At 70.5% G+C, this 16,141-nt stretch carries 18 protein-coding genes and 2 pseudogenes; 9 read left to right on the forward strand and 11 right to left on the reverse strand.

Features of this window, described 5'->3' with window-relative positions; all coding sequences use genetic code 11:
* From AC0699_RS37695 to AC0699_RS37705, 3 genes and pseudogenes are all read right to left on the reverse strand, one after another.
* A pseudogene (locus AC0699_RS37695) lies at window positions 1–84 on the reverse strand (electron transfer flavoprotein subunit beta); the annotation flags it as partial.
* Between the two features lie 189 nt (window positions 85–273).
* Window positions 274–780, reverse strand: coding sequence for a flavin reductase family protein (locus AC0699_RS37700; protein ID WP_478670303.1), 507 nt, complete (start codon window positions 778–780; stop codon window positions 274–276).
* A 209-nt stretch (window positions 781–989) separates the two neighbouring features.
* Window positions 990–1,402: pseudogene (locus tag AC0699_RS37705) on the reverse strand (TlpA family protein disulfide reductase).
* Window positions 1,403–1,687: 285 nt separating this feature from the next.
* Between AC0699_RS37705 and AC0699_RS37710 the strand changes: the two are divergent.
* Window positions 1,688–2,410 carry a lysophospholipid acyltransferase family protein gene (locus AC0699_RS37710; protein WP_478670306.1) on the forward strand — a complete coding sequence of 241 codons (723 nt, stop codon included), beginning with the start codon at window positions 1,688–1,690 and terminating at the stop codon, window positions 2,408–2,410.
* Window positions 2,411–2,414: 4 nt separating this feature from the next.
* Here AC0699_RS37710 and AC0699_RS37715 read toward each other — a convergent pair whose 3' ends face one another.
* From AC0699_RS37715 to AC0699_RS37745, 7 genes are all read right to left on the reverse strand, one after another.
* A complete protein-coding gene (locus AC0699_RS37715; protein WP_478670309.1) occupies window positions 2,415–3,107 on the reverse strand; it encodes a B3/B4 domain-containing protein in 693 nt (230 codons plus the stop codon).
* 13 nt (window positions 3,108–3,120) lie between these two features.
* Window positions 3,121–3,699 (reverse strand): transglutaminase domain-containing protein, encoded by a 579-nt coding sequence (locus AC0699_RS37720; protein ID WP_478670312.1) that lies wholly within the window; start codon window positions 3,697–3,699, stop codon window positions 3,121–3,123.
* A 76-nt stretch (window positions 3,700–3,775) separates the two neighbouring features.
* The gene (locus tag AC0699_RS37725; RefSeq protein WP_478670352.1) at window positions 3,776–4,855 is read right to left on the reverse strand and encodes a threonine aldolase family protein; all 1,080 of its coding nucleotides are present in this window, start codon (window positions 4,853–4,855) and stop codon (window positions 3,776–3,778) included.
* The gene (locus tag AC0699_RS37730; protein WP_478670356.1) at window positions 4,852–5,607 is read right to left on the reverse strand and encodes an SDR family NAD(P)-dependent oxidoreductase; all 756 of its coding nucleotides are present in this window, start codon (window positions 5,605–5,607) and stop codon (window positions 4,852–4,854) included. The genes AC0699_RS37725 and AC0699_RS37730 overlap by 4 nt, the downstream gene beginning before the upstream one ends.
* 26 nt (window positions 5,608–5,633) lie before the next feature.
* Window positions 5,634–7,019 (reverse strand): DUF6421 family protein, encoded by a 1,386-nt coding sequence (locus AC0699_RS37735; RefSeq protein ID WP_478670317.1) that lies wholly within the window; start codon window positions 7,017–7,019, stop codon window positions 5,634–5,636.
* 81 nt (window positions 7,020–7,100) lie between these two features.
* Window positions 7,101–8,099 (reverse strand): alpha/beta hydrolase, encoded by a 999-nt coding sequence (locus AC0699_RS37740; RefSeq protein ID WP_478670321.1) that lies wholly within the window; start codon window positions 8,097–8,099, stop codon window positions 7,101–7,103.
* Complete coding sequence (locus AC0699_RS37745) at window positions 8,096–9,226, reverse strand: LLM class flavin-dependent oxidoreductase (protein WP_478670323.1); 1,131 nt, start codon at window positions 9,224–9,226, stop codon at window positions 8,096–8,098. Before AC0699_RS37745 ends, AC0699_RS37740 begins: the two co-directional genes overlap by 4 nt.
* Window positions 9,227–9,281: 55 nt before the next feature.
* Between AC0699_RS37745 and AC0699_RS37750 the strand changes: the two genes are divergently transcribed.
* Window positions 9,282–9,911: a PadR family transcriptional regulator gene (locus AC0699_RS37750; protein ID WP_478670326.1), complete on the forward strand. Its 630-nt coding sequence runs from the start codon at window positions 9,282–9,284 to the stop codon at window positions 9,909–9,911.
* A 275-nt stretch (window positions 9,912–10,186) separates the two neighbouring features.
* The gene (locus AC0699_RS37755) at window positions 10,187–10,870 is read left to right on the forward strand and encodes a glycerophosphodiester phosphodiesterase (RefSeq protein ID WP_478670329.1); all 684 of its coding nucleotides are present in this window, start codon (window positions 10,187–10,189) and stop codon (window positions 10,868–10,870) included.
* A gap of 62 nt (window positions 10,871–10,932) precedes the next feature.
* On the opposite strand, the gene AC0699_RS37760 is transcribed toward AC0699_RS37755, so the two are convergent.
* The gene (locus AC0699_RS37760) at window positions 10,933–11,484 is read right to left on the reverse strand and encodes a GNAT family N-acetyltransferase (RefSeq protein WP_478670332.1); all 552 of its coding nucleotides are present in this window, start codon (window positions 11,482–11,484) and stop codon (window positions 10,933–10,935) included.
* Window positions 11,485–11,573: 89 nt separating this feature from the next.
* Between AC0699_RS37760 and AC0699_RS37765 the strand changes: the two genes are divergently transcribed.
* The 6 genes from AC0699_RS37765 to AC0699_RS37790 all read left to right on the forward strand — a co-directional run bounded on the left by AC0699_RS37765 (window position 11,574) and on the right by AC0699_RS37790 (window position 16,031).
* Window positions 11,574–11,960, forward strand: coding sequence for a VOC family protein (locus tag AC0699_RS37765; RefSeq protein ID WP_469770682.1), 387 nt, complete (start codon window positions 11,574–11,576; stop codon window positions 11,958–11,960).
* Window positions 11,961–12,112: 152 nt separating this feature from the next.
* Entirely contained in the window at window positions 12,113–12,673 is a 561-nt protein-coding gene (locus AC0699_RS37770; protein ID WP_478670336.1) for a DUF5134 domain-containing protein, read from the forward strand.
* Between the two features lie 86 nt (window positions 12,674–12,759).
* The gene (locus AC0699_RS37775) at window positions 12,760–13,695 is read left to right on the forward strand and encodes a M56 family metallopeptidase (protein ID WP_478670339.1); all 936 of its coding nucleotides are present in this window, start codon (window positions 12,760–12,762) and stop codon (window positions 13,693–13,695) included.
* A 32-nt stretch (window positions 13,696–13,727) separates the two neighbouring features.
* Window positions 13,728–14,405 (forward strand): phosphatase PAP2 family protein, encoded by a 678-nt coding sequence (locus AC0699_RS37780; protein ID WP_478670343.1) that lies wholly within the window; start codon window positions 13,728–13,730, stop codon window positions 14,403–14,405.
* An 18-nt stretch (window positions 14,406–14,423) separates the two neighbouring features.
* Window positions 14,424–15,122: an HAD family hydrolase gene (locus tag AC0699_RS37785; RefSeq protein ID WP_478670346.1), complete on the forward strand. Its 699-nt coding sequence runs from the start codon at window positions 14,424–14,426 to the stop codon at window positions 15,120–15,122.
* A 225-nt stretch (window positions 15,123–15,347) separates the two neighbouring features.
* The gene (locus AC0699_RS37790; protein ID WP_478670349.1) at window positions 15,348–16,031 is read left to right on the forward strand and encodes a TetR/AcrR family transcriptional regulator; all 684 of its coding nucleotides are present in this window, start codon (window positions 15,348–15,350) and stop codon (window positions 16,029–16,031) included.
* The last annotated feature ends 110 nt before the right edge of the window (window positions 16,032–16,141 follow it).

Below are 16,141 nucleotides of genomic sequence, written 5' to 3' on the forward strand. Positions count from 1 at the left end.
GTCGACCGTCAGGTCATCGGCGAAGTGCCGATCGCCAGTGGCGTCGGGCACGTACTTCACACAGACAACGATCCTCAAGCTCACGCCGGCTCTCCTACTGCATCGTCATTTCTGAGCTGCCTTGTGCAGGCAGCATAGGCGCCTGAAGGCGGGGTTTCCGGTCGGGGCGACCGGCGCTCCGAACGAAATATTACTCGTCAGTACACCCATTGTGTTCCCAGTGAGCAAGCGCTTGGAACTGTGACGTTGACAACGCAGCGTAGTCGGGATCTCTCAGTCCCTCAGCCCGTTGAACCGGCCCTGGTGGTAGATGAGCGGGCGCCCGGCGCCCGCCGGGTCCCCGGCGACGGCCTCGGCGACGACGATGCGATGGTCCCCTGCCGGCACCCGGGCGACGACACGGCAGACCAGCCAGGCCAGCACTCCGTCCAGCACCGGAACTCCTTCCGGACCGCTACGCCATCGGGTGGGTGGGGCGAAGCGGTCGGCGCCGCTGCGCGCGAAGGTGGCGGCCAGCTCGCGCTGGTGCTCACCGAGTATGTGGACGCCGATGTGTCCGGCCTCGGCGACGACCGGCCAGCTGGACGAGGTAGTACCGATACCGAACGAGACCAACGGGGGTTCGGCGGCGACGGAGTTGAGCGACGTGGCGGTGAAACCGACGGGGCGCTCACCGTGCGCGGTGATGACCGCGACTCCTGCCGCATGCTGCCGGAAGACTGCGCGCAGCAGGTCGGGAGAGGCGAGCTGGGGTGTGCCGAGGTCGGGCGAAGCCGTCATGGAGTTGTCCTTCTGCATGGGGCGCGAACGGGTCCGTGGTTGCTCAGACACCCGGACAGAGCGCGGTCGCGTTGTGGTCCGGATCCACATGGGACCGGCCGAGGAGAAGGAATCGTCGTGGCACGCCGTCAGACTGACGATTGGTGGTACGGGCAGTCAAGTCGGTACGGGGATATGGGAGCTGTGTCACGGCACCGGCTCACCGCACCTCAGACCGCCGCGCCCAGGGCCGCGATCACATCGGCCTTGCGGGGCTGCCCGGACGCTCTGCGGACGATCCGCCCGCGCGCATCCAGCACCAGCACGGTGGGGGTGCGCAGAATGTCCAGTTCACGCACCAGCGACAGCTTTTCCTCCGCGTCGATCTCGACATGGGCGACCCCGTCGACCATGCCGGCGACCTCGGCGAGGGTCCTCCGGGTCGCCCGGCACGGCTGGCAGAAGGCGCTCGAGAACTGCACGAGCGTGGCCCTCTCCCCCAGCTCCGCACCCAGCTCCGCCGATCCGAGCCTGCGCTCCTCGTCCCGCCCGCGCACCGTCAGCCTCCCATTGGTCCGCCGGTGCGGCAGACCGAGGGCCCCGCCGCCGCGAGGCCCACCGCGCACACCACAAGTCCGGTCATCGTCCCCTTCAAGCATTCGCAGGACCGCAAAGATTCCCGCCGTCTCTGTCCGCGTGTCCTGCGGGCTGCCGGGCGGCGTGTCCCGCGGGGCGCGGCTGCCGTCGCGAACACGCGGCGAGCGGGGATGTGTGACACGACGTGACGAGAATCTCGCCGTGCGACGGCTCCAGGACTGGCTGTTACGCCACACATGGGGCACGATCTGCCCAATGCCGAAAACCTACGGCTGCGTAACTTCCACCGGGCGAACCCTCCCGGGACACTGAAGGAAGGGTCTCCCCCCAGATGGCAGAGCTCGTCTACCGGCCGGTCATCGGCGCCGCCCTCACGATGTTCAAGGCGCTGGACCTGAAGATCGACACGCAGGGCTCGGAGAACATCCCACGGTCCGGCGGTGCGGTGCTGGTGAGCAATCACATCAGCTACCTCGACTTCATCTTCTCCGGCCTGGCGGCGCTGCCGCAGAGGCGCCTGGTGCGCTTCATGGCGAAGGATTCGGTGTTCCGGCACCGGATCTCGGGCCCGCTGATGCGCGGTATGAAGCACATTCCGGTGGACCGCAACCAGGGCGAGGCGGCATACGCGCACGCGCTGGACGCGCTGCGCGCGGGTGAGATCATCGGGGTCTTCCCGGAGGCCACGATCTCCCAGTCGTTCACGCTGAAGAGCTTCAAGTCGGGCGCGGCGCGCCTGGCTCAGGAGGCCGGCGTGCCGCTCATCCCGATGGCACTGTGGGGCACGCAGCGGCTGTGGACCAAGGGGCGTGCGAGGAACCTCAAGCGCAACCACATTCCGGTGACGATAAGGGTCGGCGAGCCGATGGAGGCGCCCACCGACCAGTACGCGGGAGCGATCACGCGGCGGCTGCGCGAGCGGGTGCAGGAGCTGCTGGAGGCGGCACAGCGCGCCTATCCCGTACGGCCCAAGGACGCGAGCGACACCTGGTGGGTGCCCGCGCACCTCGGGGGCACGGCTCCGACCGCGGCGCAGGTCCGCGAAGCCGGCTGAAGCGTCATTCCGGGGTGCGGACGGTGATCGGCGCCCCGGGGCTCAGCTTCTCCAGTGACTCGGCGAGCTCGGCGCCCGCGGCTTCGAGTGCGCCGCGCGTCATCGGCGTGAGGCTCTCCAGCAGGAAGACCGCGTTGACGGACTCCTCGGTGAGCCGGGTGCGGACGCCCTGCCGCCAGTTCCAGCGGCGGCAGGTGACACCTTCGTCGTCGCGCCAGACGATCTCGCCCGGCTCCGGATGCTCCACAGCCGGCTCGCCGCCGGCGACCGTGGCGAACGGCTCCTCACCCGTGGCCCGTACCAGGCGCATGTCCCCCTTGATGTGATCGGTGTCCTCACCGCCGACCGGGATCAGGTGCGCCACGCTGATCGCGTTGTACGCGTCCACGAGCAGGTTGATCCGGGGCAGCCCGGCCTCGGTCAGTGCGCGCCTGGCGAGCGCCTCGGCGGAGTTGCGGGTACGGGACGGCTTGGCACCGAACGCGCTGTACGTCTCGCGCCAGGCGGCCATGTGGGGGTCCTCGTGCGGTGCGCGGCCGTCGAGCCGCTCCGCGAGTCTGCGCGCCGCCTCGTCGAGCAGCACCGAACTCGCGTCACTGCTGGGCCCGTTGACCAGGCCATGAGCCTCGACGGCGAGATGGGTGAAGCCGGGGACGAGGGTGCGTACCTCGTCGGACACGGTGAGCGTGAGGGGCATCGGCGTCCTTGCTTCAGAGTGCGACGGGAAGGTTCTCCCAGAGGGAGGGCCGGTCCTGTGCCGACTGCAGGGCATGCAGAACCGCCGGATGAGGTACATCATACAGTACCGGATAGTCCATCTCATTGGACTCTGGATCGGGTACGAAGGCCAGCCGCTCCACGCCCAGCGAGAACTGGGCGTCCACGCCGGCCTTGTTGCCCCTCGGATCCTGGCGGTGCCATACCTGCTCACCCGGCATCCGGACCGCGACCAGACCGTGCACCACTTCGAGCTTCTGATAGCAGAGCGCGGTCGGGATCGACTCCGCGCGCAGCAGCGCGGCGAGCGCATGGGCCTTGGCGTAACAGATTCCGGTGCACTGATCCAGAACGTCGGAGGCGCGCCAGGTGACGCGCAGATCATCGGAGTCGTACGAGTGCGGAATGGCGTCACGGACGAACTCGAACGCGGCCTTCGCGTATGCATATGCGCCGGGCGCATTGGCGCGCAGACGTGCGGCCACCTCCCGGACCCGTGGATGACCGTGGTCGATGACCTCGTCGGCCGCAAGATACGCGGACAGTTCGGGGACCCGCTGAATCAGCTCCATGGCACCCGAGCATAGGAACGCGGCCGACCGAGAGTCAATGAACTTTCGGTCGACCGCATACCCATGCAGTCGAGGGTTACCGCGCCATCTCTTCCTTCAGCGCCAGCACAAAGGCGTCCACGTCGTCCTCGGTGGTGTCGAAGGAGCACATCCAGCGGACATCACCGGCCGCCTCGTCCCAGAAGTAGAAGCGGAAACGCTCCTGCAGTCGCCTGCTCACGTCGTGCGGGAGGCGGGCGAATACCGCGTTCGCCTGGACCGGGTAGAGGATCTCCACCCCGTCGACCGCCCTGACCCCTTCGGCGAGACGCTGGGCCATGGCATTGGAGTGCCGCGCGTTGCGCAGCCACAGGTCCTTGGCGAGCAGTGCCTCCAGCTGCACCGAGACGAAGCGCATCTTGGAGGCGAGCTGCATGGACAGCTTCCGCAGATGCTTCATGTGGCTGACCGCGTCCGGGTTGAGCACGACGACGGCCTCGCCGAAGAGCATCCCGTTCTTGGTGCCACCGTACGAGAGGACGTCCACGCCAAGGGCATTGGTGAACGCGCGCATCGGCACGTCCAGCGACGCCGCGGCGTTGGCTATCCGGGCCCCGTCGAGGTGGACCTTCATGCCGTGCCCGTGCGCGTGGTCGACGATGGCGCGGATCTCGTCCACCGTGTAGACGGTCCCCAGCTCGGTGTTCTGGGCGATCGAGACGACCTGCGGCATGGCGCGGTGCTCGTCGTCCCAGCCGAACGCCTGCCGGTCGATCAGCTCGGGCGTGAGCTTGCCGTCCGGCGTCGGCACGGTCAGCAGCTTGAGGCCGCCCATCCGCTCCGGCGCGCCGCCCTCGTCCACGTTGATGTGCGCGGTCTCGGCACAGATCACCGCGCCCCAGCGGTCGGTGAGGGCCTGGAGCGCGACGACGTTGGCTCCCGTGCCGTTGAAGACCGGGAAGGTCTCGGCGGAGGAGCCGAAGTGGCTGTGCATGACCCGCTGGAGATGGTCCGTGTACGCGTCCTCGCCGTAGGAGACCTGGTGGCCGCCGTTGGCCAGGGCGAGGGCGGCCATCACCTCCGGGTGCGCGCCCGCGTAGTTGTCGCTGGCGAAGCCCCGGACACCGGGATCGTGATGCCGACGGGCATCCGTGCTCGTGGTCTTCGACGGGATCACGGCTTGGGGGTCAACCACAGACGCTGTCCATTCACTTCCGCAGCGGGCCGGTCCCAGACTCCGGCAATGGCCTCGGCCAGTTCCTTGACGTCCGTGAAGCCCGCGAACTTCGCATTGGGGCGCTCGGCGCGCATCGCGTCGTGCACCAGAGCCTTGATCATCAGGATGGCGGCCGCTGCTCGCGGGCCTTCCTCGCCCCCAGCCTTGCGGAAGGCATCGGCGAGCGCCAGGGTCCAGGCCTCGGCGGCCGCCTTCGAGGCGGCGTACGCGGCGTTGCCCTCGGTCGGCTTGGCGGACCCGGACTGGCTGACGAGGACGAAGCGGCCCTTGTTGCTGCGCTGCAGCGGCTCCTGGAAGGCGAGGGAGGTGTGCTGGACCGTGCGGATCAGCAGCTTCTCCAGCAGATTCCAGTCGGCGAGGTCCGTCTCGGCGAAGGTCGCGCTGCCGCGCCAGCCGCCGACGAGATGGACCAGACCGTCGATCCGGCCGAACTCCTTCTCGGTCTGGGTGGCCCAGTCGCGCGTGGCGTTCAGGTCGAGCAGATCAACCGTGTCGCCGGTGACGGTCGCGCCACCGTGCGCGTAACGGGCGTCGTCGACCGCCGCGGCGAGCCGCTCGGTGTCCGCGTCCGAGGCCACGACGATCGCCCCGGCCTCGGCCAGCCGCAGCAGGGTGGCACGGCCCGCGGGACCGGCCGCACCCGCCACCGCGATCACGGCTCCGTCCAGCACTCCGTTGCCGTTCGAGTTCATTTTGGTGGTCTCCTCCGTGCGAGAGCTCACGCGGCGGCTCCCGCGGTGATCCCCTTGGTGGAGGCGATCACATCTTTGAGCTTCTTCGAGAGCGCCTCATAGAACATGCTGAGCGGAAACTCGTCCGGAAGCACGTCGTCCACCAGCTTGCGCGGGGGCTGGGTGAGGTCGAGGGCGTCCGGGCCCTTCGCCCAGCGGGAGCCGGGGTGCGGGGCGAGGTAGGTGGAGACCAGGTCGTACGCCTTGAACCAGTGGACGAGCTTCGGGCGGTCGATGCCCTCCCGGTACAGCGTCTCGATCTCGGCGCAGAGCTCGTTGGTGACCCGCGGGGCCCGCTCCCAGTCGATCTTCAGCGTGTTGTCCGTCCAGCGCAGGACGTCGTGCTTGTGGAGGTACGCGAAGAGCAGCTGGCCGCCGAGGCCGTCGTAGTTGCGCACGCGGTCGCCGCTGACCGGGAAGCGGAACATCCGGTCGAACAGCACCGCGTACTGGACGTCGCGGCCGTGCTGGTTGCCCTCGGCCTCCAGCTTCACGGCCTCCTTGAAGGCGGTGAGGTCGCAGCGCAGCTCCTCCAGGCCGTACATCCAGAACGGCTGGCGCTGCTTGATCATGAACGGGTCGAACGGCAGGTCGCCGTGGCTGTGGGTGCGGTCGTGGATCATGTCCCAGAGGACGAAGGCCTGCTCGCAGCGCTCCTGGTCGTGGACCATCGCGGCGATGTCCTCGGGCAGTTCGACGCCGAGGATGTCCACGGCCGCGTCCGTGACGCGGCGGAAGCGGGCGGCCTCGCGGTCGCAGAAGATGCCGCCCCAGCTGAACCGCTCGGGCGCCTCGCGCACGGCTATGGTCTCGGGGAACAGTACGGCCGAGTTGGTGTCGTACCCGGCGGTGAAGTCCTCGAAGGTGATGCCGCAGAAGAGCGGGTTGTCGTAGCGGGTGGCCTCCAGCTCGGCGAGCCACTCCGGCCAGACCATGCGCAGCACGACCGCCTCGAAGTTGCGGTCGGGGTTGCCGTTCTGCGTGTACATCGGGAAGACGACCAGGTGCTGGAGACCGTCCCTGCGGTCCGCCGCGGGCTGGAAGGCGAGCAGCGAGTCCAGGAAGTCCGGCACCTCGAAGCCGCCGTCGGCCCACTTCTGCAGGTCGGCGACGACCGCGCGGTGGTACGTCTCGTCGTGCGGGAGCAGCGGGGAGAGCTCCTCGATGGCCGCGGTCAGGCGCTTGACCTCGAATTCGGCGGTGGCACGCGCCGGGGCGCCGTCGGCGTCGAAGTCGATCGAGCCGTCCTTGGACTGCCAGGGCCTGATTGCCTCGACGGCATCCTTGAGTGTCCGCCAAGCCGGGTGCTCGACCACCCGCGCGGCAGTAGCCGTAGCGCTGCCGGCAGCGTCCTGCACAAGAATTTCCGTCATGTCACTTCCTCCACGGGAGAACCTCGCGTCAGGACACCGTATCCATGCGTCGTTCTTCCATACAAGTGTGACCTTGGGAAATTATCCTGCCGTACCCCCGTGGTCACCGTAGATTTTGCTGTCGGGCGCAGACGTCGAGGCGATGGCTTCGGCCAGCCCGTGCAGAGCGCGCCGGGAGGCCTCGAGCACCGCGGTCAGCGCCAGAAAGCCGTGGAACATCTCCGGGAAGTGTCCTTCGGTGACCGCCACTCCCGCATCCCGGAGCCGTGCCGCGTACGCCCGCCCCTCGTCGCAGAGCGGATCGCAGCCGGCCGTGACGACGTGCGCGGGCGGCAGGCCCTCCAGGCGGGCACGCAGCGGCGAGGCCAGCGGATCGGCGGGGTCGCCGTCCGGCCCCAGGTACTGCGCCCAGAACCACTCCATGTGCGCGGCGGTGAGGTAGTAGCCGTGCGCGTTCGTCCGGTACGACTCGGTGTCCATCACCGCGTCGGTTGCCGGGTACACCAGTGCCTGGAGGGCGATGGCCGGCCCGCCGCGGTCCCGGGCGAGCAGGGCGCCCGCCGCGGCGAGGTTGCCCCCTGAGCTGTCGCCCGCGACGACGAGCGCCGCCGGGTCGCCGCCGAGCTCCCCGATGTGGTCCGCCGCCCAGACGAGGGCCGCGTACGCGTCCTCCAGCGGCGCGGGGAAACGTGCCTCGGGTGCGAGGCGGTGGTCGACGGAGACGACGACCGCCGAGGCGGCACGGCAGAGGGTGCGGCAGGTCCGTTCGTAGGTGTCCAGGCCGCACAGGGTGAAGCCGCCGCCGTGGAGAAAGACCACGGTCGGCCGGGGCCGCCCGCCGCCTTCCGGCTCGTAGATCCGTACCGCCAGGTCCACATCTCCCGCGGGCCCCGGGATCGTACGGTCACGGACCCGGTCCACCGGCGGGAGCGGGCCCGGCGGGGCCGGGGCGGCGGCGAGGATCCGCCGGGCCTGATCCGCGTCGGTGACCGCTCCCCCGACATCGGGGAAGACCGCGCTCATCGCATCCACGTACGGGCGGGCCTCGGGCGCGAGGCGGCCGGTCTCCCGGGCGGTCACCGGCTCCCCCTCCCCGCGAAGTGCGGGATGACCTTCTCGCCCCACTGCCGCAGCGTCTCCAGACAGGCCTCCTGCGGCACGGTCCCCATCTGGATCAGGCACATGATCTCGTCGGCGCCCGCGTCACGCAGCCGCTCCACATGGGCGATGGCGTCGTCGGCGGTGCCGTAGGCGTGATCGGCGTTGAAGGTGGCAGTGGCCGTCGGGCGAACGGGGATCCGGTGCTCGTGCAGCCGGGCGACGACCTGCTCCGCCGCGCTGCGCATCTCCGCCGCCTCGTCCGCTCCGTCGACGACCGCCTCGTCCGGTATGCCCGCGCCGCCGTACCAGTGGCCGATGGACTGGGCGAAGAACCGCTGGCCGCGGATGCCGATGCGCCGCGCCTCCGCCCGGTCGTCCAGGACGATCGTCGGACACAGCACCGAGAAGTGGTCGTTGACGACGGTGGAGACGAAGCGGGAGCCGTCGCGGGCGGCGACGGCACTGTCGTACGCGGCGCGCATCTCCGCGATGGAACCGGGCCCGGCGAAGCCCATCACCAGGGCCCCGATACCGAGGTCGGCGGCCTGGGCCAGGGTCTCCGTGCGGCTGCAGGCGAGGAAGAGCGGCGGATGGGGGGCCTGGCGCGGACGCGGCAGGATCGGATGCGGATCGATCCTGAGCAGCTCGCCGTGGTACTCGAGCTCGTCCTGCTGCCATGCCCTGCCGATGATCCGCAGTGCCTCCTCCACCTCCTGCGTCGTACGGCTCTTGTCGACGCCGCACAACGAGGTCTCCTGGTCGGTGCCGCCGCGCCCGGCACCCAGGTCGAGGCGCCCGCCGGAGAGCAGATCGAGCATCGCGGCGCGCTCGGCGACCCGGACGGGGTGATTGAAGTTGAAGGGCATGCAGACGACGCCATGACCGATGCGGATGGTCGTGGTCCGCGCCGCCACCCAGGCGAGGAAGATCTCCGGGGCGCTCATGTGCGCGTACCACTTGAGGGAGTGGTGTTCGACGGCCCAGACGCGGTCGAAGCCCATCTCCTCGGCGAGGACTGCCTGTTCGACACAGTCACGGATGACCTGGTGCTCGCGCTCGACGGTCGGATCGGCGAGCTGAGCCTCGAAGATGACGGAGAACTGCACGGCGGTGCCTCCAAGGGGTTGCGTCCTGCGCCCTGCCGTTACTTCAATTCGCCATATGACTAATCGTCAGGTGTCGAAGAAGCAAGGGATACGACAGCACGGATCCGCAGCAGAACTCCCGGCAACGGCCTGGGCGGTGCTCGGGCTGCTCTCCTTCCCCGGTGAGCGCACCGGCTACGAGCTGAAGAAGTGGGCGGACGCCTCACTGCGCTTCTTCTACTGGTCACCCGCGATCAGCCAGATCTACGCGGAGCTGCGCCGGCTCGAGGGCCTCGGATACGTCACCTCGCGGCGCTCGGGCCCTGAGGAGCCCCGCGCCAAGCGGCGGTACGCGATCAGCGAAGCCGGCCGCTCCGCGCTCGCGGCATGGGCCGGGGGCGACGGCGACGCGGGGCCGCCCGTCCTCAAGCATCCCCTGGTGCTGCGGGTCTGGCTGGGCCATCTGGCCGCGCCGGAGCGGCTGCGGGAGCTCGTCGAGGAGCACGTCCGGCGAACGCAGGCCGAGCTGAGGGAGGTACGGGATGCGCTCGCCCGTGCCGAGGGCGTCGCGGAGTGGGCCCATCCGCAGGTGGCCCTGCGCTGGAGCGAGCGGCAGCAGCTCGCCGAGCTCGACCTCGCACAGGCGCTGCTCGGCGACCTGGACCGGCTGCGTCAAGACCGGGGTGACACGCCCACGTACGAGTGACCCGAGACGTCGCGCCGTCGCCGGAACCTCCCGTTCCCACACGCTCGGCAGCTTGTGCACGACCGGTTACGCCGTCGACGTGGGCCATTAGGCTGCCGCAGTGCCGCGTGGGCATCAGCTCCGGGCGAGCGAACCGAAGGGGCGCGCGGCTGCCGAAAGGAAGAGCGCGCGGAGGTCCCGGGGAACGAGGGACCGAGCACGGTCGACCGTCGGCAGACGCCGAAGCGCCCCGGAGGCGAGCCGAGCCTCAAAAATGCGACGGAAGCGAGAAGATCTTGAGTTTCCTCACCATCGGTCATCGCGGGGTCATGGGTGTCGAACCGGAGAACACCCTCCGTTCCTTCGTCCAAGCCGAACGGGCGGGCATGGACGCCATCGAGCTGGACCTCCATCTGAGCAAGGACGGCTCGCTGGTCGTCATGCACGACGCCGAGGTGGACCGGACGACCGACGGCACCGGACCGATCGCCGAGAAGACCCTCGCCGAGCTGCGGGAGCTCGACGCCGGTCAGGGCGAGCGCATCCCGGTCTTCGAGGAGGTCCTGGACGCCGTGAGCGCCCCGCTCCAGGCGGAGATCAAGGATGTCGCGGCTGCGCGGGCGCTCGCCGACGTGATGCTCAAGCGGGATCTGGTGGACCGGGTCGAGGTGTCGTCGTTCCAGGACGAGGCGATCGCGGCGATCGCCTCGCTGGTGCCGGGGGTAAGGACGGCGCTGGTCGCCAGCCGCTGGGACAGCGACGTCGTGGAGCGCGCACGGGCGGTGGGCGCCGCCACGCTCGCGCTGAACATCCGCAGACTGACCCTGGAGACCGTGGAGCACGCACACGGCGAGGGCCTCAAGGTCATCGCCTGGGTCGTCAACACCCAGGATCATCTGCGGCTGGTGCGCGCCCTCGAACTCGACGGCGCGACCACGGACTTCCCCGAGATCCGGCGCACCGGCCGCTTCACGGCCTGAGCCCGGGCCCAGGCCCTGTTTGGCCGGACGTGCCTGGCCTGCGAAGACCGCCCGGACGGGCCCTACTGCGCAAGCGGCTTCACCAGCAGCTCGAACTGCAGGTCGTCGCGCTGCGGAATGCCGAAGCGCTCGTCGCCGTACGGGAACGGAGTCATCCTTCCCGTACGGCGGTAGCCGCGCCGCTCGTACCAGGCGATGAGCTCGTCGCGCACCGAGATGACGGTCATGTGCATCTCATGTACACCCCATGCCTCGTGCGCGATGCGCTCGGCCTCGGTGATGATCTGCCGGCCGAGGCCGCCGCCCTGGAGTCCGGGGCGGACGGCGAACATGCCGAAGTACGCCGCGTCGCCGCGGTGTTCGATCTGGCAGCACGCGACGATCTCACCGTCGCGCAGCACCGCGAGGAGCCGGCTGCCGGGCTCGGTGATGACCTGGCGAACGCCCTCCGGGTCGGTCCGCTGCCCGTCCAGGATGTCCGCCTCCGTCGTCCAGCCGGTCCGGCTGGAGTCCCCGCGGTAGGCCGACTCGATCAGCTCGACGAGCCTGGGCACATCGGCTTCGGTCGCATCGCGGAAGGACAGGGCCTGGCCCTGAGGCGGGGCGGTCTCCATGGTGCGGGTCTCCGTTCTCCTGATACACGCCACAACGCGCGGTCCGCACGAGCCTAACGCGGGCGCCTCGGCGGTCTACCGTGATGACCATGATGCACGTGCTGAGCAGCCGCATCCTTCTGCGGCCGACCGACCCCGAGCGGTCCCGGCGGTTCTACGAGGACGTCCTCGGCCTGCAGATCTACCGCGAGTTCGGCACCGGGCCGGACCGCGGGACGGTCTACTTCCTGGGCGGCGGATTCCTGGAGCTCTCCGGACGTTCGGACACTCCACCGGCCCCCGGTCTCGCCCTGTGGCTCCAGGTGTCCGACGCGAAGGCGGCGTACGGGCACCTGGTGGCCCGGGGCGCGACGGTGGAGCGGCCGCCGCAGCGGGAGCCCTGGGGGCTCGTCGAGATGTGGCTGACCGATCCGGACGGGGTCCGTATCGCGGTGGTCGAGGTGCCCGAGGACCATCCGCTGCGCCGCCGGCCCTGAGCCGAAGGGGCGCGACGCACACTGAAAGAGCCCACCCGGCGAACCGGGCATCGAGGAGCGCCCCGAGCGCCCTGTGTACACCTGTGCGCTCGCATGCGCCGCACCGGTTGCGGGCATCACCCTCCCGACACCGATGAGCGGGGAGGTGCTCGGTGCACGGACCGGCGACGCCGGGCTGGCTGCTCGTGGCAGTGTGCGCGGCGTCCGGCGCGTACTGCCTCCTGCGGATGCGCAGCTGTGCCGGTGAGGAGCGCAGGACGGCGGGCGGCGAGGCGGTGATGGGGTTCGGGATGGCCGCCATGGCCGTACCCGCCGCCGTTGTTCCGCCGCCGTCGTGGGCCTGGCTCGTGTACGCCGCGGTGTTCGGCCTGGCGGGGCTGCGTGCCCTGCGGAGTGTCCGGCCCTCGCCTGGCGGCGCGCATCATCTGCATCATCTGGTCGGTTCGCTGGCCATGGTGTACATGGCCGTGGCGATGTCCCCGGGCGCGGCCGGGGCACACGGCGGACACGCGGGTCCGGGCGGAGTGCCGCTCCTGACGGGCGCGTTGCTCGTCTACTTCACGGTGTTCGTGCTGCGTGCGGGTGCCCGGCTGGTGCCCGTGGCCGTGCCCGCGGGCGGCGGGGCCGTGGCCTGGGGTGCACGGCCCGAGCTGGCACTGGCCTGCCGGGTGTCCATGGGCGTCGCCATGGTCGCCATGCTGCTCACCGTCTGAGACCCGGCGTGGTGAGGCGGTGGCGTACGTCACTTGCCGCGCGCGGCCATACCCGGGAGTAGCCCCGCGCTCATAGGCTGGCCGGCATGATGGTCTCCCTCGCGCTGCTCTCGCTCGGCGCACTGGCCGCCGTCGTGGCCCCGCGGCTGATGTCGCGGACCGACTGGCCGGAGCGCGAGCCTGTGGTGGCGTTGTGGGTGTGGCAGTGCGTGGTGGCGGCGGTGCTGCTGAGCTTCGCGCTCTCCATGATCTTCAGCGCGGCGGTGGCCTGGCAGGCGGTACGAGGCCATGTGTTCGCGCCCGCGCCGCACGCGGTGGTGGAGGCGTACGCGCTGGGCGCGGGCGGGCCGTGGTCGGCGGCGCTGGCCGTGGTGCTGGCGTGCGGCGGGCTGTGGACCGGCGCGATGCTCACCCAGGAGATCCACCGGGCGCACGTACGGCGCAAGCGGCGCCGGGCCGAACTCCTCGTGCGCTCCCCCCTGTTGCCGGGTGAGGACACGGGCAGCGATCCGCTGGTCGTCCTGGAGGGTGAGCGCCCCGGCGCGTGGTGGCTGCCTGGCGCGGCGCCTCAGCTCGTCATCACCACCGCCGCGCTGCGCCGGCTGAAGGGCCGTCAGCTCGATGCGGTGCTCGCCCATGAGCAGGGGCACGCACGGGCGCGCCACGACTGGCTGCTGCACTGCTCGGCGGCGCTCGCCACCGGCTTTCCGCAGGTGCCGGTCTTCGCCGCGTTCCGCAACGAGATGCACCGGCTGGTGGAACTGGCCGCGGACGACGTGGCCTCGCGCCGTTTCGGACGGCTGACCATCGCACTCGCCCTGGTCGAACTCAATGAGCACCGGGGTGTCTTCGGGCCGTGCCCGGCTCCGGACGCGCAGCTGCCGCAGCGGGTGAACCGGCTGCTGACGCCGGTGCCCCGGCTCCCCGCCGGCCGCAGGCTGCGGCTGACCGCGGCGGCGGCGCTGGTCCCCGTCGTACCTCTGCTGGTGGCATTCGTGCCCGGTCTGCGCGCCCTGGGATAGCCCGCCGCGGCGAACATCGGCAAGATCTCCCCATGGGTTCCCCCACTCCGGCTTCGCGGCCGCGCACTCCCGTACCCGCCCCCGCCCGCACCGCCGCGGTGACCGCCGTCCTCTCGGTGCTGCTGCTGGTGATGGTCGCCGTGGGCCGGGGACCGCTGCTGTCCTTCGACCGTACGGTCGCCGCGGAACTGCACCGCTCCGCGCTGGCGGAGCCGGGGTTCACGCGCGTCAACCGGGTGTTCAGCGACTGGGTGTGGGACCCATGGACGATGCGTGCGCTGGGTGCCGCGGCGGTCGTGCTGCTGCTGTGGCGGGGCAGGTGGCTGCTCGCGCTGTGGGTGGCGGCGGCGGGCGCCCTGGGCTCGGCCCTGCAGCAGGGGCTGAAGTCCCTGGTGGGCCGGGAGCGGCCGCAGTGGCCGCAGCCCGTGGACTCCGCACACTACGCCGCGTTCCCGTCGGGGCACGCCATGACGGCGACCGTCGTCTGCGGGCTGCTGCTCTGGCTGCTGGGGCGGGCCGGCGTGGGGGCGTGGGTCTGGTGGGCCGCCGCGGTGCTCGGCGCCGTCTCGGTGCTGGGTGTGGGCTTCACCCGGCTCTATCTCGGGGTGCACTGGTTCACCGATGTCGTGGGCGGGTGGCTGCTGGGAATCTGTCTGGTGGCGCTGACCGTCGTGCTGTACGAGCGCGCGGTCTTGAACCGGGAGCGCTGAGCCCGCGAGGATCGCCGTATGGGGATCAAAGGCGTGCTCTTCGACTTCTCGGGAACGCTCTTCCGGATCGAACCCGTCACGTCCTGGCTGCGTGCCGCCCTGGACGAGACGGGCGTCTCGGTCGGCCAGGAGGAGTTCGAGCGGTACGCGCGCGAGCTGGACGCGGCCGGGGCGCTGCCCGGCGGCTCGACCCCGCAGCGGATTCCCGGGGCGCTCGCCGAGCTGTGGTCCACCCGTGACGAGGACGCCGAGCGGCATCGTGATGCCTATGTCGGTCTCGCACGCCGGGTCGAGCTGCCGGATCCGCGGCTGTACGACGCGCTCTACGAGCGGCACAAGACGCCGCTCGCATGGCACCCGTACCCGGACGCGGCCGAGGTGCTCGGGGAGCTGCGGCGCCGCGGGGCGGGCGTCGCGGTGGTCAGCAACATCGGATGGGATCCGCGGCCGGTCTTCCGGGCGCACGGGCTGGACCCGTTCGTGGAGGCGTACATCCTGTCGTACCGGCACGGTGTCCAGAAACCGGACACACGGCTGTTCCGGGCGGCGTGCGAGGAGCTGGGGCACGATCCGCAGGACGTGCTGATGGTGGGCGACGACCGGCACGCCGACGGAGGCGCGGCGCAGCTGGGCTGTTCCGTGCACTTCGTGGACCATCTGCCGGTCGACGAGCGGCCCGGGGGTCTGCGTCCGGTACTCGGAATGGTCGACCTGTGAATCCGGACGATCCTATGAATCCGGACCATGGGGACGGAGAATGGAGACCAGGGCGAGGACCCACGGACATCCGAAGCCGGACGAACGCACGACAGAGACGGCCGGGCCGGGCGATCCCCCGCGTCGCCCGGTCCGCCCGCAACGCCGCTGACCAGGCACGCGAGTGCCTTTCAACGGTTCGCGCTGAGTATATTGGCCGAGAGCCAGTCAACGCAGGAGTCAAGCATGTCCCCGCGGAGCGCATCGGTCAATGAAGAGCTCCGTCGGCGTTCCCGGGAGCGCCTGCTGCAGGCGACCGTGGACCTCGTCGGGGAGCGCGGCTACGAGGCGACGACCCTGGCGGACATCGCCGACCGGGCGGGCTCGGCACGCGGCCTGGTGTCGTACTACTTCCCCGGCAAGCGGCAGCTCTTCCAGTCGGCCGTGCACCGGGTGATGCATCTGACGCTGAAGGAGGCACTGGACCGCGAGCCGCGCACGGACGACGGCCGCGAGCTGCTGGCCCGGGCGATCGACGCGATTCTCGGGCTCGCGGTGGACCGACCGGTGCTCATGCGGGCCCATATGGCGGGAATTCTGCAGGCCGAGGGGTTCGTGCAGTGCCCGGAGCAGCAGCGGCTGGCGTCCCTGCTGCGCGACACGTTGGAGCGGTACGGCTCGTCGGACGTGGACGCCGACTATCCGCTGCTGCGCGCACTGCTGATGGGCGCCGTCTTCGCGGTGGCGGTGCCGGGGGCGCCGATGCCACGGACGCGGCTGCGCGCGGAGCTGTTCCAGCGGTACGGGCTCGACTGGGCGCTGGGCTTCCCGCCCGGCGAGGCGCCGCCGGGCGGGAAGCGTCACAACGGCTCGGATCAGCACCTCAGCGGGGCTGATCAGTCGTCGATTCCGTCGGAGCAGCCGAACTAGGGCGTGTTGCGAAAGTCCCGCCTGGCCCGCGACGCCTGGCACGCACCCTCGCTGCGTTGTCGGACTCATCCAAGTACGTCCAGTACGAGGACGATCCTCCGCCTTGCGAT

Source organism: Streptomyces sp. NPDC043870 (genome assembly GCF_056435785.1).